Origin of the sequence: Mycolicibacterium pulveris (assembly GCF_010725725.1) — a bacterium.
Lineage (GTDB): Bacteria > Actinomycetota > Actinomycetes > Mycobacteriales > Mycobacteriaceae > Mycobacterium > Mycobacterium pulveris.
On the sequence record NZ_AP022599.1, the window covers coordinates 2,939,156 to 2,963,110 of the forward strand.

Annotated in this window: 26 protein-coding genes; 14 read left to right on the plus strand and 12 right to left on the minus strand. The window is 67.2% G+C overall.

Going from position 1 to position 23,955, the window contains the following annotated elements; translation table 11 throughout:
- Window positions 1-31 precede the first annotated feature (31 nt).
- The 4 genes from ipdE1 to fadA6 are packed head-to-tail and all read left to right on the plus strand — an operon-like array spanning window position 32 to window position 3,724.
- On the plus strand, window positions 32-1,180 hold the full coding sequence (gene ipdE1 / locus G6N28_RS14210) for an acyl-CoA dehydrogenase IpdE1 (protein WP_163901251.1): 1,149 nt from the start codon (window positions 32-34) through the stop codon (window positions 1,178-1,180).
- Complete coding sequence (gene ipdF, locus G6N28_RS14215) at window positions 1,177-1,971, plus strand: (5R,7aS)-5-hydroxy-7a-methyl-1-oxo-2,3,5,6,7,7a-hexahydro-1H-indene-carboxyl-CoA reductase (RefSeq protein WP_163901252.1); 795 nt, start codon at window positions 1,177-1,179, stop codon at window positions 1,969-1,971. The genes ipdE1 and ipdF overlap by 4 nt, the downstream gene beginning before the upstream one ends.
- Window positions 1,968-2,573, plus strand: a complete 606-nt coding sequence (kstR2, locus tag G6N28_RS14220; RefSeq protein WP_163901253.1) for a TetR family transcriptional regulator KstR2 — start codon at window positions 1,968-1,970, stop codon at window positions 2,571-2,573. Before ipdF ends, kstR2 begins: the two co-directional genes overlap by 4 nt.
- A 2-nt stretch (window positions 2,574-2,575) precedes the next feature.
- Window positions 2,576-3,724 (plus strand): steroid 3-ketoacyl-CoA thiolase FadA6, encoded by a 1,149-nt coding sequence (gene fadA6, locus G6N28_RS14225; protein WP_163901254.1) that lies wholly within the window; start codon window positions 2,576-2,578, stop codon window positions 3,722-3,724.
- Here fadA6 and G6N28_RS14230 read toward each other — a convergent pair.
- The 8 genes from G6N28_RS14230 to echA20 are packed head-to-tail and all read right to left on the minus strand — an operon-like array spanning window position 3,708 to window position 10,677.
- Window positions 3,708-4,628, minus strand: coding sequence for a hypothetical protein (locus G6N28_RS14230; RefSeq protein WP_163901255.1), 921 nt, complete (start codon window positions 4,626-4,628; stop codon window positions 3,708-3,710). The genes fadA6 and G6N28_RS14230 overlap by 17 nt on opposite strands.
- Window positions 4,625-5,740, minus strand: coding sequence for an NDMA-dependent alcohol dehydrogenase (locus G6N28_RS14235; protein ID WP_163901256.1), 1,116 nt, complete (start codon window positions 5,738-5,740; stop codon window positions 4,625-4,627). The genes G6N28_RS14230 and G6N28_RS14235 overlap by 4 nt, the downstream gene beginning before the upstream one ends.
- Before the next feature lie 45 nt (window positions 5,741-5,785).
- Complete coding sequence (locus tag G6N28_RS14240; RefSeq protein ID WP_163901257.1) at window positions 5,786-6,535, minus strand: hypothetical protein; 750 nt, start codon at window positions 6,533-6,535, stop codon at window positions 5,786-5,788.
- A complete protein-coding gene (locus G6N28_RS14245; protein ID WP_163901258.1) occupies window positions 6,532-7,182 on the minus strand; it encodes a SatD family protein in 651 nt (216 codons plus the stop codon). Before G6N28_RS14245 ends, G6N28_RS14240 begins: the two co-directional genes overlap by 4 nt.
- Before the next feature lie 54 nt (window positions 7,183-7,236).
- Window positions 7,237-8,310 carry a (3aS,4S,5R,7aS)-5-hydroxy-7a-methyl-1-oxo-octahydro-1H-indene-4-carboxyl-CoA dehydrogenase gene (gene ipdC / locus G6N28_RS14250; RefSeq protein ID WP_163901259.1) on the minus strand — a complete coding sequence of 358 codons (1,074 nt, stop codon included), beginning with the start codon at window positions 8,308-8,310 and terminating at the stop codon, window positions 7,237-7,239.
- Entirely contained in the window at window positions 8,307-9,050 is a 744-nt protein-coding gene (gene ipdB / locus G6N28_RS14255; RefSeq protein WP_276001139.1) for a cholesterol ring-cleaving hydrolase subunit IpdB, read from the minus strand. Before ipdB ends, ipdC begins: the two co-directional genes overlap by 4 nt.
- Window positions 9,050-9,925 (minus strand): cholesterol ring-cleaving hydrolase subunit IpdA, encoded by an 876-nt coding sequence (ipdA, locus tag G6N28_RS14260; RefSeq protein ID WP_163901261.1) that lies wholly within the window; start codon window positions 9,923-9,925, stop codon window positions 9,050-9,052. The genes ipdB and ipdA overlap by 1 nt, the downstream gene beginning before the upstream one ends.
- Window positions 9,922-10,677 (minus strand): (7aS)-7a-methyl-1,5-dioxo-2,3,5,6,7,7a-hexahydro-1H-indene-carboxyl-CoA hydrolase, encoded by a 756-nt coding sequence (gene echA20, locus G6N28_RS14265; RefSeq protein WP_163901262.1) that lies wholly within the window; start codon window positions 10,675-10,677, stop codon window positions 9,922-9,924. The genes ipdA and echA20 overlap by 4 nt, the downstream gene beginning before the upstream one ends.
- Window positions 10,678-10,747: 70 nt before the next feature.
- On the opposite strand from echA20, the gene G6N28_RS14270 reads away from it, so the two are divergent.
- Together G6N28_RS14270 and G6N28_RS14275 are read left to right on the plus strand one after the other, a co-directional pair.
- Window positions 10,748-11,506, plus strand: a complete 759-nt coding sequence (locus G6N28_RS14270; protein ID WP_179962200.1) for an SDR family oxidoreductase — start codon at window positions 10,748-10,750, stop codon at window positions 11,504-11,506.
- A gap of 14 nt (window positions 11,507-11,520) precedes the next feature.
- Window positions 11,521-12,426: an SDR family oxidoreductase gene (locus G6N28_RS14275; protein WP_163901264.1), complete on the plus strand. Its 906-nt coding sequence runs from the start codon at window positions 11,521-11,523 to the stop codon at window positions 12,424-12,426.
- 5 nt (window positions 12,427-12,431) lie between these two features.
- On the opposite strand, the gene G6N28_RS14280 is transcribed toward G6N28_RS14275, so the two are convergent.
- Both G6N28_RS14280 and G6N28_RS14285 read right to left on the minus strand, forming a co-directional pair.
- The gene (locus G6N28_RS14280) at window positions 12,432-13,775 is read right to left on the minus strand and encodes a histidine phosphatase family protein (RefSeq protein WP_163901266.1); all 1,344 of its coding nucleotides are present in this window, start codon (window positions 13,773-13,775) and stop codon (window positions 12,432-12,434) included.
- 190 nt (window positions 13,776-13,965) lie between these two features.
- Window positions 13,966-14,421: a nitroreductase family deazaflavin-dependent oxidoreductase gene (locus G6N28_RS14285; protein ID WP_163901268.1), complete on the minus strand. Its 456-nt coding sequence runs from the start codon at window positions 14,419-14,421 to the stop codon at window positions 13,966-13,968.
- A gap of 23 nt (window positions 14,422-14,444) precedes the next feature.
- Here G6N28_RS14285 and G6N28_RS14290 point away from each other — a divergent pair, with 23 nt between their 5' ends.
- Complete coding sequence (locus G6N28_RS14290; RefSeq protein WP_163901270.1) at window positions 14,445-14,831, plus strand: DUF8021 domain-containing protein; 387 nt, start codon at window positions 14,445-14,447, stop codon at window positions 14,829-14,831.
- 61 nt (window positions 14,832-14,892) lie between these two features.
- Here the strand turns inward: G6N28_RS14290 and G6N28_RS14295 are convergent, their stop codons facing one another.
- On the minus strand, window positions 14,893-16,056 hold the full coding sequence (locus G6N28_RS14295; RefSeq protein WP_163901272.1) for a steroid 3-ketoacyl-CoA thiolase: 1,164 nt from the start codon (window positions 16,054-16,056) through the stop codon (window positions 14,893-14,895).
- A gap of 117 nt (window positions 16,057-16,173) precedes the next feature.
- Between G6N28_RS14295 and G6N28_RS14300 the strand changes: the two genes are divergently transcribed.
- The 7 genes from G6N28_RS14300 to G6N28_RS14330 are packed head-to-tail and all read left to right on the plus strand — an operon-like array spanning window position 16,174 to window position 22,964.
- A complete protein-coding gene (locus G6N28_RS14300; protein WP_163901274.1) occupies window positions 16,174-17,424 on the plus strand; it encodes a cytochrome P450 in 1,251 nt (416 codons plus the stop codon).
- Window positions 17,425-17,479: 55 nt separating this feature from the next.
- The gene (locus G6N28_RS14305; RefSeq protein ID WP_163901276.1) at window positions 17,480-18,517 is read left to right on the plus strand and encodes an acyl-CoA dehydrogenase family protein; all 1,038 of its coding nucleotides are present in this window, start codon (window positions 17,480-17,482) and stop codon (window positions 18,515-18,517) included.
- Between the two features lie 2 nt (window positions 18,518-18,519).
- Window positions 18,520-19,683, plus strand: coding sequence for an acyl-CoA dehydrogenase FadE29 (gene fadE29, locus G6N28_RS14310; protein WP_163901278.1), 1,164 nt, complete (start codon window positions 18,520-18,522; stop codon window positions 19,681-19,683).
- Complete coding sequence (locus G6N28_RS14315; protein ID WP_179962081.1) at window positions 19,680-20,648, plus strand: bifunctional MaoC family dehydratase N-terminal/OB-fold nucleic acid binding domain-containing protein; 969 nt, start codon at window positions 19,680-19,682, stop codon at window positions 20,646-20,648. Before fadE29 ends, G6N28_RS14315 begins: the two co-directional genes overlap by 4 nt.
- Window positions 20,645-21,049, plus strand: coding sequence for a MaoC family dehydratase (locus G6N28_RS14320; protein WP_308207206.1), 405 nt, complete (start codon window positions 20,645-20,647; stop codon window positions 21,047-21,049). Before G6N28_RS14315 ends, G6N28_RS14320 begins: the two co-directional genes overlap by 4 nt.
- A complete protein-coding gene (locus tag G6N28_RS14325) occupies window positions 21,049-22,215 on the plus strand; it encodes a 17-hydroxy-3-oxo-4-pregnene-20-carboxyl-CoA lyase (RefSeq protein WP_163901284.1) in 1,167 nt (388 codons plus the stop codon). The genes G6N28_RS14320 and G6N28_RS14325 overlap by 1 nt, the downstream gene beginning before the upstream one ends.
- Before the next feature lie 29 nt (window positions 22,216-22,244).
- Window positions 22,245-22,964, plus strand: coding sequence for a hypothetical protein (locus G6N28_RS14330; protein WP_163901287.1), 720 nt, complete (start codon window positions 22,245-22,247; stop codon window positions 22,962-22,964).
- Between the two features lie 19 nt (window positions 22,965-22,983).
- Here G6N28_RS14330 and G6N28_RS14335 read toward each other — a convergent pair whose 3' ends face one another.
- Window positions 22,984-23,769, minus strand: a complete 786-nt coding sequence (locus G6N28_RS14335) for an MPT63 family protein (RefSeq protein WP_163901289.1) — start codon at window positions 23,767-23,769, stop codon at window positions 22,984-22,986.
- Window positions 23,770-23,955: the final 186 nt, after the last annotated feature.

The window sequence follows — 23,955 nt, forward strand, 5'->3', positions numbered from 1 at the left end:
AAGCAAGTGCTTGGTAGGTTAGCCTACAGGGGTGATTGGGGTCGAGGAGTTCCGGGCCGAGGTCCGCGACTGGCTGGCCGAGAACCTGGTCGGCGAGTTCGCCGCGCTCAAGGGCCTCGGCGGCCCGGGGCGCGAGCACGAGGCCTTCGAGGAGCGCCGGGCGTGGAACCAGCACCTGGCCGCCGCCGGGCTGACCTGTCTGGGCTGGCCGGAGGAGCACGGCGGGCGCGGGCTGTCGGTGGCGCACCGGGTGGCGTTCTACGAGGAGTACGCGATCGCCAATGCGCCCGCGAAGGTCAACCACTTCGGTGAGGAGCTGCTCGGGCCGACGCTGATCGCCTACGGCACCCCCGAGCAGCAGCAGCGGTTTCTGCCGGAGATTCTCGACGTGACCGAGCTGTGGTGCCAGGGCTATTCGGAGCCGGGTGCTGGCAGTGACCTCGCCAACGTGTCGACGACCGCCGAGCTCGACGGCGACCAGTGGGTGATCAACGGGCAGAAGGTGTGGACGTCGCTGGCGCACTGGGCGCAGTGGTGCTTCGTCGTCGCCCGCACCGAGAAGGGCTCCAAGCGGCATGCGGGCCTGTCGTATCTGCTGGTACCACTGGACCAGCCCGGCGTGCAGATCCGCCCGATCGTGCAACTCACCGGCGACTCGGAGTTCAACGAGGTGTTCTTCGACGACGCCCGCACGGACGCCTCGTTGGTGGTCGGCGAACCCGGCGACGGCTGGCGGGTGGCGATGGGCACGCTGACGTTCGAGCGCGGAGTGTCGACACTCGGTCAACAGATCGAGTACGCCCGCGAGCTGTCCGGAGTCGCGGAACTGGCCAAACGCACTGGCGCAGCCGATGATCCGCTGATCCGGGAGCGGCTGACCCGATCATGGGTCGGCCTGCGCACGATGCGGTCGTACGCGCTGGCGACCATGGATGTGGAGCAGCCCGGTCAAGACAACGTGTCGAAGTTGTTGTGGGCCAACTGGCATCGCGAGCTCGGTGAGATCGCGATGGACGTGCTCGGCCGCGAAGGGCTGACGCTGAGCGACGGCGATTTCGACGAATGGCAGCGGCTGTACCTGTTCTCGCGCGCCGACACCATCTACGGCGGCTCCAACGAAATCCAGCGCAACATCATCGCCGAGCGGGTGCTCGGACTACCGAGGGAACCAAAAGGGTGACGAAGAATCTTTCTGTAGCTCCGAACGAGATTGAGGGACACGGTCTTCTCGCCGGCAAAGTGGTCGTCGTGACGGCGGCCGCGGGCACCGGCATCGGGTCGGCGGTGGCGCGGCGGGCGTTGGCCGAAGGTGCGGACGTCGTCATCTCCGACCACCACGAACGCCGGCTCGGCGAAACCCGCGATCAGCTGACGGAACTCAACCTCGGCCGGGTGGAGAGCGTGGTGTGTGACGTCACCTCCACCGCCCAGGTCGACGCGCTGATCGCCTCGACGACCGCGCGGATGGGCCGGTTGGACGTGCTGGTCAACAACGCCGGTCTCGGCGGGCAGACGCCGGTGGTCGACATGACCGACGAGGAGTGGGACCGCGTCCTCGACGTGACCCTGACGTCGGTGATGCGCGCGACCCGCGCGGCGCTGCGTTACTTCCGCGACGCCGACCACGGCGGCGTGATCGTCAACAATGCCAGCGTATTGGGTTGGCGCGCCCAGCATTCGCAGTCGCACTATGCGGCGGCCAAGGCCGGTGTCATGGCGCTGACACGGTGCAGCGCGATCGAGGCCGTCGAACACGGCGTGCGGATCAACGCGGTGTCGCCGAGCATCGCGCGGCACAAGTTCCTGGAGAAGACCAGCAGCGCCGACCTGTTGGACCGGTTGTCGGAAGGTGAAGCGTTCGGCCGTGCCGCCGAGCCGTGGGAGGTCGCCGCGACGATCGCGTTCCTGGCCAGCGACTACTCCAGTTACCTCACTGGAGAAGTGATCGCGGTGTCGAGCCAGCACCCATGAATAGCCAGCCGGTCGGTCAGCCACCCACCCGCCGCGACGAGCTTCTCGAGCTCGCCGCGACGATGTTCGCCGAGCGCGGTCTCAAGGCGACGACGGTCCGCGACATCGCCGACAGCGCGGGCATCTTGTCCGGCAGCTTGTATCACCACTTCTCCTCCAAGGAGGAGATGGTCGACGAGGTGCTACGCAACTTCCTGGACTGGCTGTTCGCCCGCTACCAGGAGATCGTCGACACCGAGCCCAACCCGCTCGAGCGGCTCAAAGGTCTGTTCATGGCGTCGTTCGAGGCGATCGAGCACCGGCATGCCCAAGTCGTCATCTACCAGGACGAGGCCAAACGGCTCTCGGCGCAGGACCGGTTCGCCTACGTCGAGCAGCGCAATCAAGAGCAGCGCAAGATGTGGCTGGACCTGCTCAACCAGGGCGTCGAGGAGGGCTACTTCCGGCCCGACATCGACGTCGACCTGGTGTACCGGTTCATCCGGGACACCACCTGGGTCTCGGTCCGCTGGTATCAGCCCGGTGGACCGCTCACGGCCGAGGAAGTCGGCCGTCAATATCTCGCTATCGTTCTTGGTGGCATCACAAGAGAGAAGGACTGACAATGCCTGAGGCCTATGTCATCGACGCTGTCCGCACCGCGGCCGGCAAGCGCAACGGATCACTGGCCGGAGTGCACCCGGTCGACCTCGGCGCGATCGGGTGGCGCGGGCTGTTCGACCGCAATGACGTCGATCCCGGCGCCGTCGACGACGTCATCGCCGGCTGCGTCGACGCGATCGGTCCGCAGGCCGGCAACATCGGCCGGCTGTCGTGGCTGGCCGCCGGCTTCCCCGAGGAAGTGCCCGGCGTCACCGTCGACCGCCAGTGCGGATCCAGCCAACAGGCGATTTCCTTTGGCGCGCAGGCGATCATGTCCGGAACGGCCGACCTCATCGTCGCCGGCGGCATGCAGAACATGAGCCAGATCCCGATCTCGTCGGCGATGACCGTCGCCGAGCAGTTCGGATTCACCTCGCCCACAAACGAATCCAAGAGCTGGCTACATCGCTACGGCGACCAGGAGATCTCCCAGTTCCGCGGTGCCGAGCTGATCGCGGAGAAGTGGGAACTCTCGCGCGAGGAGATGGAGCAGTTCGCGCTGACCAGCCACCAGCGCGCGCAGGAGGCGATCCGCGCGGGCCATTTCGAGAACGAGATCATCCCCGTCGACGGTTTCGTCACCGACGAGGGTCCCCGCGATACCTCGCTGGAGAAGATGGCCGGGCTCAAGACCCTGGTGGAGGGCGGCCGGTTGACCGCCGCGATGGCCAGCCAGATCTCCGACGGCGCCAGCGCGGTGCTGCTGGCCTCGGAGCAGGCCGTCAAGGATCACGGGCTCAAGCCCCGCGCCCGCATCCACCACATCAGCGCCCGCGGCGCCGACCCGGTGTTCATGTTGACCGGGCCGATCCCCGCCACCGAGTACGCGCTGAAGAAGACCGGCCTGTCGATCGACGACATCGACACCGTCGAGATCAACGAGGCGTTCGCGCCGGTCGTGATGGCGTGGCTGAAGGAGACCGGCGCCGACCCGGCAAAGGTCAATCCCAGTGGTGGCGCGATCGCGCTCGGTCATCCGCTCGGTGCCACCGGCGCCAAGTTGTTCGCCACGATGCTGAACACGTTGGAGCGCACCGGCGGTCGCTACGGTCTGCAGACCATGTGCGAGGGCGGCGGCACCGCGAACGTCACCATCATCGAGCGCCTCTGAGGCAATCTTCTCCCCGGCTCGCGTGAACGGCACCTCGCAGGTGTGCGAACGCGTTGTGCCGGTGGGCCTCCAGCGCCCAGATCACGGCGATCACCGGTAGCGGTGCCAGCGCGGCCCACCAGTTCGCGCTGGCCGGAACCAGGTCGGCGATCACCTCTGCGCGCGGAGCGCCGTCCACCGTGGCGGGTAGCCAGTCGTTGAGCAGCGTCTTCAGCAGCCGGGTGGTCTCGAACGGGCCGATGGTGGTCGCGATGATCCAACTGGACCACGCGATCGCCAGCGACCACGGCCAGGCCAGCAGCAGCGACTGCTTGTCCACCACATCGGCTGCGCAGCGCGTCGTCTCGGTCAGAAAGGCAAAACCCAACGCGGCCAACAGCATCCCGAGCTGCGCGGCGAGCAGGTCATCGAGCACCGAATGCGCAGAATCCGTGTCACGACGCGCGGGCAGCCCGATCGCCAACGCGACCACACCCGCCAGCAGCGCAAGCGTCGCCAGCCTGGCGGTGACGTCGCTGACGCGCTCGAACGACGTGACGACGGTGCGCACCACCAGCCGCGACGTTTTCGCCGGGCTGGCCCGGTAGAACACCACCAGCACCAGGCCCGACACGGCGGTGGCGATCACCCAGGCGACCACCGCCGTGGCCACCGCCGTCAGCGCCACCGATCCCAGCAGCGGAACGAGCGCGTCGTCGGCCTCCACCCCGCTGCGGACGACCACCAGCGGTACGGCACCGAACGCGAGCACCCCCACCAGCCGCAGCAGCAGCGGAAAGGTGAACCGCGTCAGGTCGGCCGGGTTGAGGTCCAGCTCGCCACGGCGGACCGTGTCGATCTCGAGGCGCAGCGCCGATCGCACATGCGACAGCCAGCGCCAGCGCCCCGTCCCCGAACCGCTCAAGGATGATCGTGGATGACGACGCCCCGGATGTTGCGGCCGTCGAGCATGTCAGCGTACGCCTGGTTGACGTCGTCGAGTTTGTACTCGGCGGTCACGGTCTCGTCGAGCAGCAACTGGCCGTCGCGGTAGAGGTTGAGCAGCCGCGGAATGTCGGCGCGGGGGTTGGCCTCGCCGTAGAGGCTGCCCAGCAGCCGCTTCTGGAACAGCGTGAACATCATCATCGGCAGCGTCGGTGTCACATCGGTCATCGCCGCGATCGCGGTCATCACCACCGCGCCGCCCTTGCGGACGAGGTTGAGCGCCTCCTCGATCATCGGGCCTTCCAGCAGGCCCACGGTCAGCAGCACCGAGTCGGCCATCACCCCGCGGGTGAGGTCGCCGACGAGCTCCATCGCTTCGGCTGCCGACGTCACGAAATGGGTGGCGCCGAACTGGATTGCCTTGTCCCGCTTGGTTTCCACGGGCTCGACGACGACGATCTTCTCCGCGCCGGCAAGCCGCGCGCCCTGGATCGCGCCGCTGCCGATGCCGCCGCATCCGATGACCACGACGGTGTCGCCGGGCCGCACCTCGGCGGTGTTGACCGCCGACCCCCAGCCGGTGGTGACCCCGCAGCCCAGCAGGCAGGCCCGCGACAACGGAATGTCGTCGTCGATCTTGACCACCGAGGCCTCCGGCACCGTTCCGTACTGGGAGAAGGTGCCGACCAGCGCCATCGCACCGATGTCCTTGCCGTCGAGATGACGACGGTACGTGCCGTCCAACTGGGTGCCGGTCATGATCATCGCGCCGAGGTCGCAGAGGTTCTGCTGGCCCGTCGAACACCACCGGCAGCGACCGCAGGCCGGCAGGAACGACGCCACCACGTGGTCGCCCGGCGCCAAGCCCGGCACGTTCGGCCCGACCTCCTGCACGACGCCGGCGCCCTCGTGGCCGCCGATGAGCGGAAGCGGCGCGGGCAGATCGCCCCGATGCACGTGCTCGTCGGAATGGCACAGCCCCGTGGCTTCCCACGACACCAGTACCTCGCCCGCCTGTGGCGGATCCAGGTCGATCTCCTCGACGCTCCAGTCGGCGCCGAACTCCCACAAAACCGCTGCCTTGGTCTTCATGCGCCGAGTCTAGGAACGGGTGGCGGCAGAAACCGGGGAATCGCGCTACTGCGCGAGCGCCAGCCCGCCCAGGGCGACGATCCAGCTGGCGAAGCTGCCCACGAGAAAGTACTCGACGACATCCCCGATGCCGATGTCGATGCTCATGTGCCCGTTCTCCCGGGCCTTCTGGGCGCTGATCTCAGGGAACCGGATGATGCTCTTGGCGGCGATGACGGCCGTGACCGCCATGATCTGACCGGCCAGCCCGAGCCCGAGGATCAGCAGCCGCTCCATCGGGCCGAGCAGTCGGCCACCCTTCAACCGGTCCGACGGTTGCGGCTCGCCGACCGGTTTCACCGCGCCGACCGCGCCGAGGACCAGACGCACCAGCTGGTTTCCGGTGACCACCTGCAGCAGCACCACGCCGATGATCATCAGCAGCCGGTCGGCGTCCACACCATCGATGCCGTCCAGGCCGACCCACGTGAACCAGCGCTGCGCCAACCCGCCCACGTCGGAACCCAAGCCCGACAACACCAGCAGCAGCGCGACGGCCACCCCGAACACCACGAGCGGGGTCAGCTCATGCTCGCCGGTCCGCTCGGCGCGGGCACCCAGCACCACCCAGGCCACGCTGGCCGCCGCCGCGATGGCCAACAGCATGAGGTCGCCGAAACGGGACAGTGCGGCCAGCGCCGCGCAGCCGACGATGACCGTCGGCGCGGTCACCACCGACAACCAGAGCCGCTGAGTCAGTCGCCGGGTGATGTCGGCGACGCCCATTGCGATGAACATGATCGCCAGCGCGCTCACGGGATGTTCCTCAGGTATCGGGAAGCCACCACGATCAAGTCGAGCCCGTCGCGGCCGGCGCGCTGCGACACCGCCGAGGCGCTGATGCCCTCGGCTGCCGCGATGTCCTTCTTGGTGTGGTCGCTCAACAGTCCTTTGACAATCCGTAGTGATCGGTCATCGAGTGATCCAAGCAGGTGGTCCCGACAGATCAGGGCGGCGTTGACCGCGTCGGTGTCGCTGCGGGCCTCCCCGGCGCGGAACGAGGTGCGCACCAGCGCCAAACCCGGTTGCCGCTGGGCGGCGGCGGTCCAGGTGATGGCCTCACGGGCGGTCCACCATCCCGGTCCGTCCTGGATGCCCGTGGTGGCGTCGAGCACCGTGACGGCGCCCCAGCCGATGCCGAACCGCACGTCGATGTCGGGTGCGACGGCCATCCGGATGGCCAGCGCCGCTTCGATCGCCGCGCCGACGGTCCGGTAGCTGCCCTGGAACTCGTCGCCGACGGTGAAGGCGGGCGCATCGATCGCATCGGTCACCGCGCCGGCCAACGCGCTGTCGAGGGCGCGGTGCGCGGCCGCGCGGTCGGCCACGCCGCGGGAGCCGACGACGTCGCCGATCAGGGTCGCGCGAACGCCTGTTGAAGCGCCAGGCTTCAGCCTCGTCATATGAAGACTATAGCTTCATTTTTGAGGTATGAAGGTATTTACTTCATCCAGCTGCTATTCGACGAAGGCCGCCGCGGCCCGAAGGTGCTTGACCGCGTCGTCGACGATCGTCTCGATCAGCTCGGCGCACGAGGGTAGATCGTCGAGGATGCCTGCGACCTGGCCCGAGGCCAACACGCCCGCATCGGTGTTGCCTTCGACCAGGCCGGCCTTCAGCAGCATCGGCGTGTTGGCGGCCATCACGACCTGCGACCACGTCAACTCCTTGCCGCGGCGCATCTCCAGCCCGTCTTTGATCATCGACCGCCACGTCATGCCGGACATCTTCTTGAACTTCTGGGCGTTGAGCACCGCCGCGGAGAAGCCCCGAAGCCGGGAGCCGCTTTCGAGCTTTTCGACCAGCCCGGTGCGCAGCACGCGGTGCGGCATGCCGTCGACGCGGGTCGAGACGACGGTGCCGTCCAGCCCGGCCTCCAGATAGCGCCGCTTGACTGCATCGGGCACCGTCGAGTCCGACGTCAGCAGGAACCGGGTGCCCATTGCCACGCCCGCCGCACCGTAGGACAGCGCCGCCGCGAGGCCGCGACCGTCGAAGAACCCGCCGGCCGCGACGACCGGAATATCGACCGCGTCGAGCACGGACGGCAGCAGCAGCGTCGTCGCGATCGGGCCGGTATGACCGCCGCCTTCGCCGCCCTGCACGATCACCGCGTCGGCGCCCCAGCCGGCGACCTTCTTGGCGTGCTTGGCCAGGCCGACCGACGGAATCACCACCACGCCGGCCTCTTTGAGCTTGGCGATCAGGTCCGGTTTCGGTGCCAGCGCGAACGACGCGACCTTGACGCCCTCGCGGATCAGCAGGTCGATGCGCTCGTTGGCGTCGCCCGCGTCGGCGCGGATGTTGATGCCGAACGGCTTGTCGGTGGCGCTCTTGACCTTGGTGACGGCGGTCTGCAGCTCCTCCAGCGTCATGGTCGCCGATGCCAGAATGCCGAGGCCGCCCGCATTGGAGGTCGCCGACACCAGCCGCGCACCGGCGACCCAGCCCATGCCGGTCTGAACCACCGGGTGCTCGATGCCGATGAGCTCGGTCAGCGGCGTACGCAGCCTGCTCGATGGTGTGCTCACCTTATCTCCTTGTCCCGCAGGCCTTTCGGATCGATCACCGTGCGGAGAAGCTCGAGTTCGCGTTCGGTCGGCAGCCGGGTGTGCTCGGCTTTGTCCAGGTCGTGCACCTCGAAAGAGGTGTTCTCGGCCACCTCGTCGGGAGCGATACCGGGATGCAGCGACACCGCCCGCATCTGATGGTCGGGTCCGTTGAAGTCGAACACGCCGAGGTTGGTCACCACGCGGTACACGTCGACGAACCGGAATGCCGGGTTGTCCGGATCCACCTTGTCCCAACCGATGCCCGACACCACGTCGACCGATTCGCAGAACACCCGCTTGGAGTGGTTGCCCACCCAGTAGCTGGTGGCGTGGTTGATGGTGTTGCCGGGGGCGCCACGCACGCCGAACATCTGCCGGGTCGGCTGCTGCAGCGGCCCGAACGCCGACAGGTTCTGGTTACCGTAGCGGTCGATCTGATTGGCGCCCATGACCACATGTCGACGACCCCAGGCCAGGGTCTCGAAGACGCGGGCGAACGGCATCCAGCCTTCGATGGCGCCGACGCCGCCGATTGCCGGGGTGTCGGCCAGCAGGCGGGCCTCGCCGTCGGTGAGCAGAATATCGGGGGAGAACGTCAGCCTCGCCAGTCGCGCGCCGATCGACACCATCGTGGTCATCGGGCTCACCATGATCTCGCCGGCGTCGCGGAACAGTTCCGCGCACGCCACCGCACACACTTCGGGACGGCTCACCGACATCACTGCTGCTCTCCAAACTTGCGAACGGCCGCTTGATAATCCGCCTCTGTGCCGGCCAGGTACGTCTGCCTGAACCGTTGCCACGACTCGTCGTCCGCGGCGGCCTCGGCGTAGTGACGCTGAAACTTCTCGTCGCGGCGGTAATCGGGTTCGGCGGTGGTGAAGTGTGCCCCGTTGGGGGCTTCGACGACGGTGTCTACCATCATCCGGTTGACCAGCAGCGCCTGGGGTGGCACGGCTTTGACCAGTTCCTCGGTGGACACCACCCGTTCGACCGAGAGGAACCGCTTTTCGGCGGCCATCAGGTACAGGTCGTCGAAATACGGGTCGATGCCGGTGTAGGCGGCATTGCCTTGTGCATCACCGAGATTCATGTGCACGAACGCGGCGTCCAGCGTAAGCGCCGGCATCGCGATGAGCTCTTCGTAGCCGTCACCGGTGGGGTAGGGCGATTTCACGGTCTTGAGCTCGTCACCCCAGAACGCGCGGACGTCACTGCCCAGGCCCGCCCGGATCGGCAGGAACGGCAGGCGTTGCGCGGCCGCCTGCAGACCGCACCGCAGCATGCCCTCGTCCATCTCGCGCGCCTGGATCGCACCGGCCTTACGGGCCTTGGCGAACCATGGGTCGTAGAATGGCGGCGAATCCAGCGACACGAAGCCGTAGTAGGCGCGCCGCACCTTGCCCGCGGAGCACAGCAGCCCCAGATCGGGGCCGCCGTAGGTCACCACGCTCAGGTCGGTGACGTCGGTGCGTAGCAGTGCCCGCACGAACGCCATCGGTTTGCGCCGGGATCCCCAGCCGCCGATACCGATGGTCATGCCGCTTTCGATCGAGGACACCGCCTCGTCGAGAGTTGTTCTCTTGTCGGTCATTGCGATCCTTTGTCGGTGCCGGCGAACGCGTCACGGTGTTCGTCGGACACACCGGAGAGGTTGAGCTCGAAGGTGAATCCCTGCTCCATGCGGTAACTGGAGTTGACGCGCTGCACGTCGATGAAGTTCAGCGCCTCCTTGGCCGCGCGGATCACCCGGGTGTCCTTGGCCGCGATGTCGCGGGCCACCCGCAGCGCGGCCTCGTCGAGTTCGGCGCGGGGGACCACCTCGTGCACCGAGCCGAAATGCTGCAGGGTCGCGGCGTCGACGGTGGCGGCGGTGAAGAACAGGCGGCGCATCATGTGCTGGGGCACCAGCCGCGACAGGTGCGTGGCGGCGCCCAACGCGCCCCGCTCCACCTCGGGCAGCCCGAACGTCGCGTCGTCGGAGGCGACGATGACGTCGGCGTTGCCGACCAGTCCGATGCCGCCGCCGACGCAGAAGCCGTTGACCGCGGCCACGACGGGCACCGCACATTCGTAGACGGCCTTGAACGCCTCGAAACAGCCGCGGTTGGCGTCGATCAGCGCGGTGAACCCTTCGGTGCGCTGCATCTCCTTGATGTCCACACCGGCGTTGAACCCGCGGCCCTCGGCGCGCAGGATCACCACGTGGGTCGCCGGGTCCCTGCCGGCCTTCGTGATCGCGTCGGCGAGCTCGAACCAGCCTTGCGACGGGATCGCGTTGACCGGCGGATAGTCGACGGTGACCGAGACGATGCCGGGTTCGGTGGTCGTGGAGGTGATGGTCATGGCACTTCCTGGTCAAGTAGGAAAGCAAGCACTTGCTTGGTACGCTAGCACAGTGACCGACCGCCCAGAGATGAACCTCGGACTCGACGACAGGGTTGTGCTGGTGACCGGCGGCGTCCGCGGCGTTGGCGCGGGGATCAGCGCGGTCTTCGCCGCCCAGGGCGCCACGGTCGTCACCTGCGCGCGTAGGCCCGTCGAGGGTTCGCCCTACGAGTTCCACAGCTGCGATGTGCGCGACGACGACTCGGTGGCCACCATGATCAAGGCGATCACCGACCGTCACGGCCGCCTCGATGTGGTGGTCAACAACGCGGGTGGGTCGCCTTACGTGCCCGCCGCCGAGGCGTCGGCGAAGTTCAGCCGTAAGATCGTGGAGCTGAATCTGCTTGGGCCGTTATCGGTTTCGACACACGCGAACGCTGTCATGCAAGGCCAGGACCGGGGCGGCTCGATCGTCAATGTGGCAAGCGTCAGTGGCAGACGGCCGACACCTGGCACCGTCGCCTACGGCGCGGCCAAAGCGGGCGTCGAAAGCATCACCAGCACGCTGGCCGTGGAATGGGCGCCGAAGGTGCGGGTCAACTCCGTGGTCGTCGGCATGGTCGAAACCGAGCAATCCGAATTGTTCTACGGCGACGCGGATTCCATCGCGGCGATCTCCAAGAACGTGCCGCTGGGCAGGCTGGCCACCCCGGCCGACGTCGGGTGGGCCGCGGCGTTCCTGGCGTGCGACGCCGCGTCCTACATCAGCGGCGCCTCGCTGGAGGTACACGGTGGTGGCGAGCCGCCGCACTATCTGGCCACCACGACAGCTGACATCAAAAGATAAAGGAGACAACGGATATGGGACTGCTCGACGGCCGTGTGGTCATCGTGACGGGCGCAGGTGGCGGTATCGGACGGGCCCACGCGCTGGCGTTCGCCGCGGAGGGGGCGCGGGTTGTGGTCAACGACATCGGCGTCGGCCTGGACGGCTCGCCCGCGGGCGGTGGTAGCGCCGCACAGGGCGTCGTCGACGAAATCACCGCTGCCGGAGGCGAAGCCGTTGCCAACGGCGCCAACGTGGCGGACTGGGGACAGGCCGAGGGGCTGATCCAAGCGGCGGTCGACACCTTCGGTGGTCTCGATGTGCTGGTCAACAACGCCGGAATCGTGCGGGACCGGATGCTGGCCAACACCAGCGAAGAGGAGTTCGACGCCGTCGTCGCCGTTCACCTCAAGGGTCACTTCGCGACCATGAGGCACGCGGCGGCGTACTGGCGGAACAAGTCCAAGGCGGGCGACACCGTCGACGCCCGCATCATCAACACCAGCTCCGGTGCCGGGCTGCAGGGCAGCGTGGGGCAGGCGAACTACAGCGCCGCCAAGGCGGGCATCGCGGCTTTGACGTTGGTGGCGTCCGCGGAGCTGGGTCGCTACGGCGTCACCGTCAACGCGATCGCCCCGTCGGCACGCACCCGGATGACCGAAAAGGTGTTCGCCGAGATGATGGCGACGCAGGACAAGGCATTCGACGCGATGGCGCCCGAAAACGTGTCCCCGCTGGTGGTTTGGCTCGGCAGCGCCGAGTCCAAGGACGTCACCGGCAAGATGTTCGAGGTCGAGGGCGGCATCGTCCGGGTGGCCGAGGGCTGGGCGCACGGACCGCAGGCCGACAAGGGCGCCCGGTGGGATCCCGCCGAGCTGGGGCCGGTTGTCAAGGACCTGCTGGCCAAGGCGCGCCCGCCGGTTCCGGTCTACGGCGCCTGATCAACTCAGGCGGCGGCCTGCCCCGATCCGGCATCGGTGTCGGAATCGGTATCGGCCGGGTCCACCGAATCGGTTTCGCTGTCATCGGGTGTGACGGCTCGGTCGGGTAGCGCCGTCACCGAGCCCTCGAGCTCACCGACCTCAGCGTCGAGCTCGGCGTCGGCCGCCTCGGTGTCGGTATCCGTGTCGGTCGACTCGATGGTGTCGCCCGGCTTCACCTTGTTGCCGCTGGTCAAATCGGTTGCGCCCGCCCGCTTCTTGATCTTGGTGAGCAGCGGCGTCGCGTCGGCTTCATCGACCTCCTCGGTTGCCTGAGGCGCCGGCTCGGGCTCGACTGTCGCCGAGGCGGCCGATACCACCGACGAGTGGTCCGGCGCGGCATTGATGGTCACCGGCTCGTCCTCCGCGGGTGCGGCGGAGCGGTTGAACTCGTCGACGATGTCGCGAACCACGTTGGGCACGAACTCGACTACCGCCCTGACGACATCGGTCACTCCGTCTCGGACCGCGTTGGCCAACGCCGCGATGTCCCCGGTGGTGAAGGCTTGGACGACGTTGTAGAGCGCGGTCTGGGGTGCCGTGACGACATCGCGGACATCGACGAACAGCTTGGTCAGCAACGGCGGATTGGCGGAGACCGCGACGCCGTCCCACTCCTTCAACAGCCATCCGTCTTCCGGGTTGCCTTCGATGACGACGATTCCCGTGTTACCCAACGGATGCGAGAGCAGAAGCGTCAGGTCGGGGTTGTCGACGTTCATCATCACCCAGAACATGATCGTGGCGCCGTGGGAGAACGCCACGGCGTTGCGGTCACCGTTGTCGTAGATCTCCTGGATCGCGCCGTCCACCCTGGCGTCGAACGCGTTTCCGTCCGGGGCGCCCAGCACCGGCACGAACCGCGCACCCAGCGTCCACAACACCGGGGCCAGCCCGTACCCGAGGCGGCCCAAGCCCTGCGACTCGGGCGATCCCTCGAAGATTCCCGCGCTGATCTCCCGCAGGCCGGGCAGGACCACCGCGGTCTGGCCCATGTCGGCTGCCAGCGGCGCCGCCGTGAGCTGGGTGCGCACCATGTTGGAGGCGTAAATGCCGTCGAAGCCCCTGTCGGCCAAGATGACTGCCACTTCCTCTGCCTGGTCCTGACCCAGTTGAGTCAGCCCCGGCCCGGGCACCGAGGTGTCGATGCGGTCGGCGGCGTTGGCCTCCGATTGGCCGTGTCGGACGAAGGTCAGCGTCATCGACTCCGCGGCCCACGCCGGCAGCCCCGAGACGAAGAACAGCACCGCGACCGTGATCGCGGTGAATACGACGTGGAGGACCCGCCGTGTGGAAGAAGACGCGTGCATATCGACCCCCGTAGGTAACCCGATCGTCGGGCTCACAGTACGTCGGTTGGCCGTCGACGAACCCGGAAATGACGAATCCGTCACCGGGTGGGCCGGTCAGCCGTGGGCCCGCGCAAAGTATTTGAGCGCCAGCGCGCGAGCAATCGCGAATTGCGGATCCGGCCGGCCATGCCGGTGGGCTCACCGGAACCTAGGGTTCGCAAACCACGAGCGGGATGACCCGGTCGGTCCAGGACTGGTAGTCCTCGTAGGTGGGGTACATCTCGACCAGCCTCGGCCAGTACCGCACGCGTTCCTCCTCGGTGGCGTCGCGTGCGGTCAGCTCGAGCACTTCCTTCTTGATCTGGACCCTGACCTTCGGATCGGCTTTCAGGTTGAGGTACCACATCGGGTTCTTGTCGCTGCCGCCTTTGGACGCCGCGACCACGACAACGTCGCCGTCGCGGTGAAAATACAGCGGCGTGACCCGCGGCTGACCGGTCTTGCGACCCGTGGTGGTCAGCAGCGCCACCGGAATGCCTTGGAAGTTGCTGCCGAAGCCCTCGCCGTCGCTGCGGCGGTACATGAAGGTGTTGACCCGCGACATCCACTTGATGAAGACGTCCGCGGGTTTGGTGTCCATGAACCGGGGGCGAGATTTCGGCATGACGGTCATCCTATGCTCGGTCAATGGACATCGTGTCGGACACGGACCGGATCGCGGCGGCTGACTCGTATATCGACGCACTCGCCAGCCACCGGGCCGACCACGTGCCGTTCGCGCCGGACTGCGTCCGCATCGAGGTCGGTCTGAAGACCGGCTTCTCCGGAAATCATCTGCGCCGCAGCCTCAACCGTGGCCCGCAGTACCGCGTCATCGAAGCGACAACCGACCGGCGGTTCCGTGTCGACGGCGACCAGGTGCACGCGACGTTCACCGTCGTCACCAAGGCGAGGGTGGCGGGTCGTCGCGTCGTCGCTGACGTCGACGAAACCTTTCTGATTCCGGCCGCCGACGGCCGGATCCACCACATCCGGGCCCGGATCCGCCCGCGCATCCGGCGCGAGCAGACGTGAAAACCCCCATTTTTACTGGCTTTTGGGGGTTTTGGCGTCTGCTCGCCGACCAAGCGGCAGGCTAGATCCGCTCGATGATCGTGCCGGTGGACAGCGCGCCGCCCGCGCACATCGTGATCAGCGCCGTGGTCTTGTCGGTGCGTTCGAGCTCGTGCAGCGCGGTGGTGATCAGCCGGCTACCGGTGCTGCCCACCGGGTGACCCAGCGCGATCGCGCCGCCGTTGACGTTCACCTTGTCCATGTCGGGGTTGTGCACCCGCGCCCAGGACAACACGACCGACGCGAAGGCCTCGTTGATCTCGGTGATGTCGATGTCACCCATCTTCATCCCGGCCTTTTCCAGCACCTTGGCGGTCGACTGCACGGGGCCGTCGAGGTGGTAGTACGGCTCGGCGCCCACCAACGCCTGGCTGACGATGCGCGCGCGGGGCTTCAGCCCGAGCGCGCGTGCCTTCGTCTCGTCCATCCACAGCACCGCGGCCGCGCCGTCGGAGATCTGCGACGACGTGCCCGCCGTGTGCAGACCGCCCTCGATCACCGTCTTGAGCCCGGCGAGACCCTCCATCGTGGTGTCGCGAAGACCCTGGTCCCGGGTGACGACGTGGCGCTCGCTCGTGGGTTGGTTCTGTTCGTCGAGCACCGGCGCCTCGATGCCGCTGATCTCGCGATCGAACCGGCCCTCGGCCCAGGCCTGCTTGGCCTTGGCCTGCGAGTAGAAACCGAACTCATCGAGTTCCTCGCGGGTGATGCCGCGGCGTTTGGCGATCCGCTCGGCCGCGGTGAACTGATCGGGCAGGTCGATGTCCCACGACGCCGGGCGCAGGATGCTGCGGTCAGGCCCCGCGTTCGCGCCCAGCCCGACCCGGCTCATCGCCTCGATCCCGCAGGCGATGCCGATGTCGATGGCGTCGGCGGCGATCAGGCCCGCGATCAGCCCGTTGGCCTGCTGACCGCTGCCGCACTGGCAGTCCACGGTCGCCGCGCCGACGTGCTCGGGCAGCCCGGCCACCAGCCAACTCACCCGGGTGATGTTGTTGGACTGCTCCCCGAACTGGGTGACGCAGCCGCCGATGACCTGTTCCACGTCACCGGCGTCGATGCCGGCCTTCTCGACAAGCGCCTTCTGGGTGGCGCCCAGCAGTTCCGTGGCATGCAAGCCGGATAGCCACCCGTTTCGCTTTCCGATGGGGCTGCGAGTGGCTTCAACGATGACAGGTGTACCCATTCCGTCAGGTTAGAACACGTTTCATTACCCTGACAAGCGGGGATGCCGACCTGCCTTTTATCTGCGCAGAAGGCATGTTTTACTGGCACTAGAACACGTTGCAGAAGGAGCGCGAGGATGCCTTGTCCGAACCTGCCCAAGGGATTCGATCCCCTCGACGCAGAGCTGAACCTCAAGGGTCTGCCAGTCGCTGAACTCGCCGAACTGCGCAAGTCCGAGCCCGTCCACTGGGTCGACGTGCCGGAGGGCACCGGCGGGTTCGGCGACAAAGGCTACTGGATCGTCACCAAGCACGCCGAGGTGAAAGAGGTATCGCGGCGCAGCGACGTCTTCGGCAGCTCGCCGAACGGCGCCATCCCGGTGTGGCCGAAGGACATGACCCGCGAAGCCATCGACCTGCAGCGCAACGTGTTGCTGAACATGGACGCGCCGCAGCACACCCGGCTGCGCAAGATCATCTCGCGCGGGTTCACGCCCCGCGCGGTCGGACGGCTCGAGGACGAACTGCGGGCCCGCGCGCAGAAGATCGCCGAGGCCGCCGCCGCCTTGGAGAGCGGTGACTTCGTCGAGCAGGTGGCCTGCGAGCTGCCGCTGCAGGCCATCGCCGAGTTGCTTGGCGTGCCGCAGGACGACCGCGACAAGATCTTCCGCTGGTCCAACGAGATGACCGCAGGCGAGGACCCCGAGTACGCCGACGTCGATCCGGCGATGTCGTCGGTCGAGTTGATCCAGTACGCGATGAAGATGGCCGAGGACCGTGCCAAGAACCCGACCGAGGACATCGTCACCAAGCTGATCGAGGCCGACATCGACGGCGAGAAGCTCACCGACGACGAGTTCGGCTTCTTCGTGGTGATGTTGGCGGTCGCAGGCAACGAAACGACGCGCAACTCGATCACCCACGGCATGATCGCGTTCTCGCAGAACCCCGACCAGTGGGAGCTGTTCAAGAAGGAGCGTCCGCAGTCCGCCGTCGACGAGATCGTGCGCTGGGCCACCCCGGTGTCGGCCTTCCAGCGCACCGCGCTGGAAGACGTCGAACTGGGCGGGGTGAAGATCAAGAAGGGCGAGCGCGTGGTGATGTCCTACCGCTCGGCGAACTTCGACGAAGACGTGTTCGAGGATCCCTACACGTTCAATATCCTGCGCGACCCGAACCCGCACGTCGGCTTCGGCGGCACGGGTGCCCATTACTGCATCGGCGCCAACCTGGCCCGGATGACGATCTACCTGATCTTCAACGCCATCGCCGACCACATGCCCGATCTGACGCCGATCGGGGAGCCCGAGCGGCTGAAGTCGGGGTGGCTCAACGGCATCAAGCACTGGCAGGTTGACTACACCGGTGAGTGCCCCGTCAAGCACTGATCGGCACGGAACCGGATCACCTGCGCGCTGCGCGTCGTTCGGATAAGGAGGACGGGTGGATTTCACGCCCAACCCGGAGCAGCAGGCTGTCGCCGATGTGGTGACCTCCGTGCTCGACCGGGACAACAGCTGGGATGCCCTGGTCGCCGGCGGGGTGACCGCGCTGGCGGTGCCCGAGCGCCTCGGTGGTGACGGTGTCGGGTTGTCCGAGGTGGCCACGGCGCTGACCGAGATCGGCCGACACGGCACGGTCAGCCCCGCATTGGCCACGCTGGGCTTCGGGCTGCTGCCGCTGCGTGAGCTGGCCACCGACGAGCAGCAGGACCGGTATCTGGCCGGGGTGGCCAAGGGGGCGGTGCTGACGGCGGCGCTCAACGAACCCGGTGCGCCGCTGCCCGACCAGCCCGCCACGGTGCTGTCGCAATCAGCTGACGGTCACCGGCTCAACGGCACCAAAATCGCCGTTCCCTATGCGGGACAGGCGGAATGGATGATCGTGACCGCCGGCACCGGTGTCGTCGTCGTGTCGCCGAAGGCCGCGGGCGTCGAGGTGACCAAGACCCCGACCTCGAACGGGAGCGACGAGTACACCGTCACGTTCACCGATGCGCCGGTCGACGGGGTGCTGGACGGCGCACAGCCCCGCCGCGTCGATCAGTTGGCGCTGGCCGCGATCGGCGCGTTCGCCTCTGGCCTGGTCGCCGGTGCGCTGCGGCTGACCGCGGACTACGTCGCGAACCGCGAGCAGTTCGGAAAACCGCTGTCAACGTTTCAGACGGTGGCAGCACAGCTGGCCGAGGTCTATATCGCTTCGCGCACTTTGACGTTGGTGGCGACGTCGGTGGCGTGGCGGCTGGCCGAAGGACGTGACGCGGACGAGGATCTCGATGTCCTCGGCTACTGGCTGGCGTCTCAGGCGCCGCCGGTGATGCAGCTCTGTCACCACCTGCACGGCGGCATGGGCATGGACATCACCTATCCGATGGACCGCTACTACTCCACGATCAAAGACCTCACGCGCTTGGTGGGCGGTCCGTCGCACCGGCTCGATTTGGTGGGAGCGGCACTGGGCGAGCGAAGCGACGGGAGCTAGGCATGTACATCGACCTGACACCCGAACAGAAGAAGCTGCAGGCCGAACTGCGCGAGTACTTTGCGAACCTCATCTCCCCCGAAGAGACCAAGGAGATGGAGAAGGATCGCCACGGCAAGGCGTACCGCGCGGTCATCAAGCGGATGGGAGCCGATGGCAAGCTCGGCGTCGGCTGGCCAAAGGAATTCGGGGGCCTGGGCTTTGGGCCGATCGAGCAGTCGATCTTCGTCAACGAGGCCCAGCGCGCCGATGTGCCGTTGCCCGCGGTCACGCTGCAGACCGTCGGGCCCACGCTGCAGCAGTACGGCACGGCGGCGCAGAAGAAGAAGTTCCTGCCCGCGATCCTCGCCGGCGAGGTGCACTTCGCGATCGGCTACACCGAGCCGGAGGCCGGCACCGACCTGGCGTCGCTGCGCACCAGCGCGGTGCGGCAGGGCGACGAGTACATCGTCAACGGGCAGAAGGTCTTCACCACCGGCGGGCACGACGCGGACTACATTTGGCTGGCTTGCCGTACGGATCCAGAAGCGGTGAAGCACAAGGGCATTTCGATCCTGATCGTCGACACCAAGGATCCCGGTTACTCCTGGACGCCGATGATCCTGTCCGACGGTGCGCACCACACCAACGCCACCTATTACAACGATGTTCGGGTGCCGGCCGACATGCTCGTCGGCGAGGAGAACGGCGGCTGGAAGCTCATCACCACCCAGCTCAACAACGAACGCGTGATGCTGGGGCCCGCCGGCCGGGTCGCCTCGCTCTACGACCACGTGCACGCGTGGGCGTCCAAGCCGGGCAGCAACGGGGTCGCCCCGCTCGAGTATGACGACGTGAAGCGCTCGCTGGGCGAGCTCAAAGCCATGTGGCGCATCAACGAGCTGCTCAATTGGCAGGTCGCCGCGTCCGGTGAGACCATCGACGTCGCCGATGCGGCTGCCACCAAAGTGTTTGGCACCGAACGCATCCAGTACGCGGGCCGGCTCGCCGAGGAGATCGTCGGCAGGTACGGAGATCCGGCCGATCCGGACACCGCGGAGCTGCTGAGATGGCTCGACAGCCAGACCAAACGGAACTTGGTGATCACGTTCGGCGGAGGTGTCAACGAGGTGATGCGGGAGATGATCGCGGCGGCAGGGCTGAAGGTGCCGAGGGTGCCGCGGTGAGCACGGTCGAGGACATCAAGGCCGCGGCCGACCGGGTCAAGGCCGAAGGTAAGAGCAAGCCACGGCTCGGCCGTCATCCGGTCAACCAGCCGATGATCGACCATTGGCTCGACGCGATGGGCGACAAGAACCCCATCTACGTCGACGACGCTGCGGCCAAGGCCGCCGGCCACCCCGGCAAGGTCGCGCCGCCGGCGATGATCCAGGTGTGGACCATGATGGGCCTCGGCGGCGTGCGGCCCGACGACGACCCGCTCGGCAAGATCATCGAATTGTTCGATGACGCAGGCTATATCGGTGTGGTCGCAACCAACTGTGAACAGACATATCACCGGTATCTGCGGGTCGGCGAGGAGGTCAGCGTCACCGCGGAGCTGACCGACGTCGTCGGCCCCAAGAACACCGCACTCGGCGAGGGATTCTTCATCACGCAGAAGATCACCTGGCAGGTCGGTGACGAACCTGTCGCCGAGATGATGTGGCGCATCATGAAGTTCCGGCCCGCCGCCGACGATTCAGCGCCTGCGGCCGCCCGGGTGCCGGACGACCTGGACGCCGACGCGATGATGCGGCCGGCGTCGTCGCGGGACACCAAGTTCTTCTGGGACGGCGTCAATGCGCACGAACTGCGCATCCAGAAGCGTCCCGACGGCACGCTGCAGCATCCGCCGGTGCCCGCGTTGTGGCAGGACAAGGAGAAGCCGACCGAGTACGTGGTGGCCAGCGGCAAGGGCACCGTGTTCAGCTTCGTGGTGCACCATGCGCCGAAGGTCCCGGGTCGCACCCTGCCGTTCGTGATCGCGCTCGTCGAACTCGAAGAAGGCGTCCGCATGCTCGGCGAGCTGCGCAATGTCGACCCATCCGCCGTGCAGATCGGAATGCCTGTCCGCGCAACGTTTATCGACTTCCCCGAAGGATCTTCAGGCCCGGCCTGGACACTGTACGCATGGGAGCCGGACACGTGAGCACCCCGACCGTTGAGGTGGGCACCAAGCTGCCCGAGCTGTCGCTGTACGGCGATCCGACGTTCATCGTGGCGACGGCGATCGCCACGCGCGACTATCAGGATGTCCACCACGACCGTGACAAGGCGCAGGCCAAGGGATCCAAGGACATCTTCGTCAACATCCTCACCGACACGGGTCTGGTGCAGCGCTACATCACCGACTGGGCCGGCCCCACCGCGGTCATCAAGTCGATCGGCCTGCGCCTCGGGGTGCCGTGGTATGCCTACGACACCGTGACGTTCCGGGGTGAGGTCACCGCGATCGACGACGGGCTGATCACGTTGAAGATCACCGGAAGCAACAGCCTGGGTGACCATGTGATCGCGACCGCGACGCTAACCATCGGAGGGGGTAACTGATGCCCGGCGAGTTGTCCGGCAAGGCGGCGATCGTCGGGATCGGCGCCACCGACTTCTCCAAGAACTCGGGCCGCAGCGAGCTTCGGCTCGCGTCTGAGGCTGTGCTGGATGCGCTCGACGACGCCGGGCTGACACCGGCCGACGTCGACGGCATGGTCACGTTCACGATGGACTCCAACACCGAGGTGGCCATCGCGCGCGCCATCGGCATCGGCGATTTGACGTTCTTCTCCAAGATCCACCACGGCGGCGGTGCTGCCTGCGCGACGATCCAGCAAGCCGCGATCGCGGTGGCGACCGGTGTTGCGGAATGCGTTGTGGCATACCGTGCTTTCAACGAGCGCTCCGGCACCCGGTTCGGTCAGGTGCAGATGCGGTTGGTCGAGAATGCCGACTCGACCGGTGTGGACAACTCGTTCTCGTATCCGCACGGCTTGTCCACGCCGGCCGCGCAGGTGGCGATGATCGCCAGGCGGTACATGCACTTGTCGGGCGCCACCAGCAGGGACTTCGGCGCGGTTTCGGTGGCCGACCGCAGGCACGCGGCCAACAACCCGAAGGCGTACTTCTACCAGAAACCGATCACCATTGAGGATCACCAGAACTCGCGGTGGATCGCCGAACCTCTGCGGCTGCTGGACTGCTGTCAGGAAACCGACGGCGGGGTGGCGCTGGTGGTCACGTCCGCCGAGCGGGCCAAGGACCTCAAGCACCGGCCGGCGATCATCGAGGCGGCGTCGCAGGGGTCCAGCCCGGATCAGTACTCGATGGTCAGCTATTACCGCCCTGAGCTCGGGCTGCCCGAAATGGGGTTGGTGGGCAGGCAGTTGTGGGCGCAGTCGGGCCTGACGCCGGCCGACATCCAAACCGCCGTCCTCTACGACCATTTCACGCCGTTCACGCTGATTCAGCTGGAGGAGCTGGGTTTCTGCGACAAGGGCGACGCGAAGGACTTCGTCGCCGACGGCGCCATCGAGATCGGCGGACGGCTGCCGATCAACACCCACGGCGGGCAGCTGGGTGAGGCCTACATCCACGGCATGAACGGAATCGCCGAAGCCGTCCGGCAGCTGCGCGGAACGTCGGTCAACCCCGTGCCGAACGTCGAGCACGTGCTGGTCACCGCGGGCACCGGGGTGCCGACATCGGGGCTGATCCTGGGCTGACACGCCACGGGCCATTACTCTCGGAACCCGTGAGTTCGTCTCAGCCGCCGGGCCCGTCGTCTGACCCGGAGCGCGACGAGCACGACAGCGGGACGCGCCGGTACGACGTCCCGGTCACCGTGACGCCACGGCCGGTGCAGCCACGCTCGGTACCCAGGTCGGTGCTGACCGCGGGGGCAGCCGTCATCGTCGTCGCCGTCGTGGGCGGGCTGGCGTACTGGCTGATGCGGCCGACGCCGGAACCCGCGCCCACTCCAGTGCCGCCGCCGGCACCGGCCTCGACGACACCACCGCCGGCGTCGTCGCCGTCGCCGTCACCGCGCGCCGAGGACGAGGCGCGGCTGATGCAGATGCTTCCACCCGGCTACCCGCCCGGCTCGTGCGAACCGGCGGATCCGCCGGAAAGCGTTCTGGTACAGGCCAATTGCGCCAATAACGTTGATCCGGACGGTCCGCTGTCGGCGGTCTACACGCTGGTCGGCGACAGGGCGGCGCTCGACGCCGCGTTCACCACCGCGATGCAGGCCGCGACCCAGGTGGTCTGTCCCGGCAACATCCAGTCACCGGGGCCGTGGCGGCGCAACGCCACCCCGGAGAAGGTCAGCGGCACGCTGTTCTGCGGCCTTCGGGAAGGTCAGCCGACCGTGATCTGGACCGACGAGGAGCGGCTGCTGGTCAGCGCCGTCGACAGCGGCCCGCAGGGACCGACCTTCCCGCAGCTGTACGCGTGGTGGTCATCTCACTCGTGACAGCCGGTGGCCGTCCAGGTCAGGGCGTCGGAGCCGGCGTGTAGGTGGCCGGCGTCGGCGCCTGGTCGCCAGCGGGCACCGGGGTTCCGTGGCTGCCCGCGGGCCGCGGCGTGCCTTCCGCGGGCACCGGCTCAGTACCCTCCGGCAGCGGCGTGCCCTGGCTGCCCTGGGGCGCCTCGGTGCCCATCGCGGCGGGTGCGGCGGGTGTGCCCTCGGGCACCGGTGCGGCCTCGGCCGGGCTCTGTGCGCCCGACGACGGATACGACGTCGAGGTCGCGCCGCTGGACGCCGACTCCGGTGCCTGGACCCAGACGATCAGATCCTGGCCGCCGGAGTTGTACACCACGCTGTTCGGCTCAGCGCCGGTGACGTCGAAATACACCTTGCCGGTGGTCTGTTCGCCCTGCGGCAGGGTGGCCGGGTTGACCCCTTGCGGAGTCGCCACACCGAACAGGGCCCGATACGTCTGACCGTCGCTGGAACGCGCGTTGAAATTCGAGACGATGGGGGTCACCGCGCCTTGGATAGCTTGATCGTTGGCGGTGGCTTCCCACAGCGTGCCCTGCACGGCATAGGGAATCGCGTCGCTGCTCGGCTGAAGGTTGTCGACGGTCCAGCCCTGAATGACGTTTCCGTCAACCAACTTTCCCTGATCGCCCAGGTTCAGCGTCTGAACCTGGATCTGTGTCTGTGTCTGTGTGGTGGCTTCGGCCTCCGGGTCCGCACCCGCAACCGGCACGGCGAGGAAGCCGATGACTCCGGCCGCAGCGAATGTCGCGGTTGCCGAGATCGTGATCTTGCTCATCTTCGTCAAGGTGATGCTCCTGGTCGTCCGATTTTCGGCATCCCCTTCCTGCGGGGACGGTCTTTCCAAACCGAAAGTAGCAGGTCGCGTGGTATTTGTGGACTGCCGCTGGCATGCCCGAACGCGAGATATGTTCGGAGAACTAAGGTTCAGCAACGTTCGACGCCGCATCGGCATCGGCGTCAC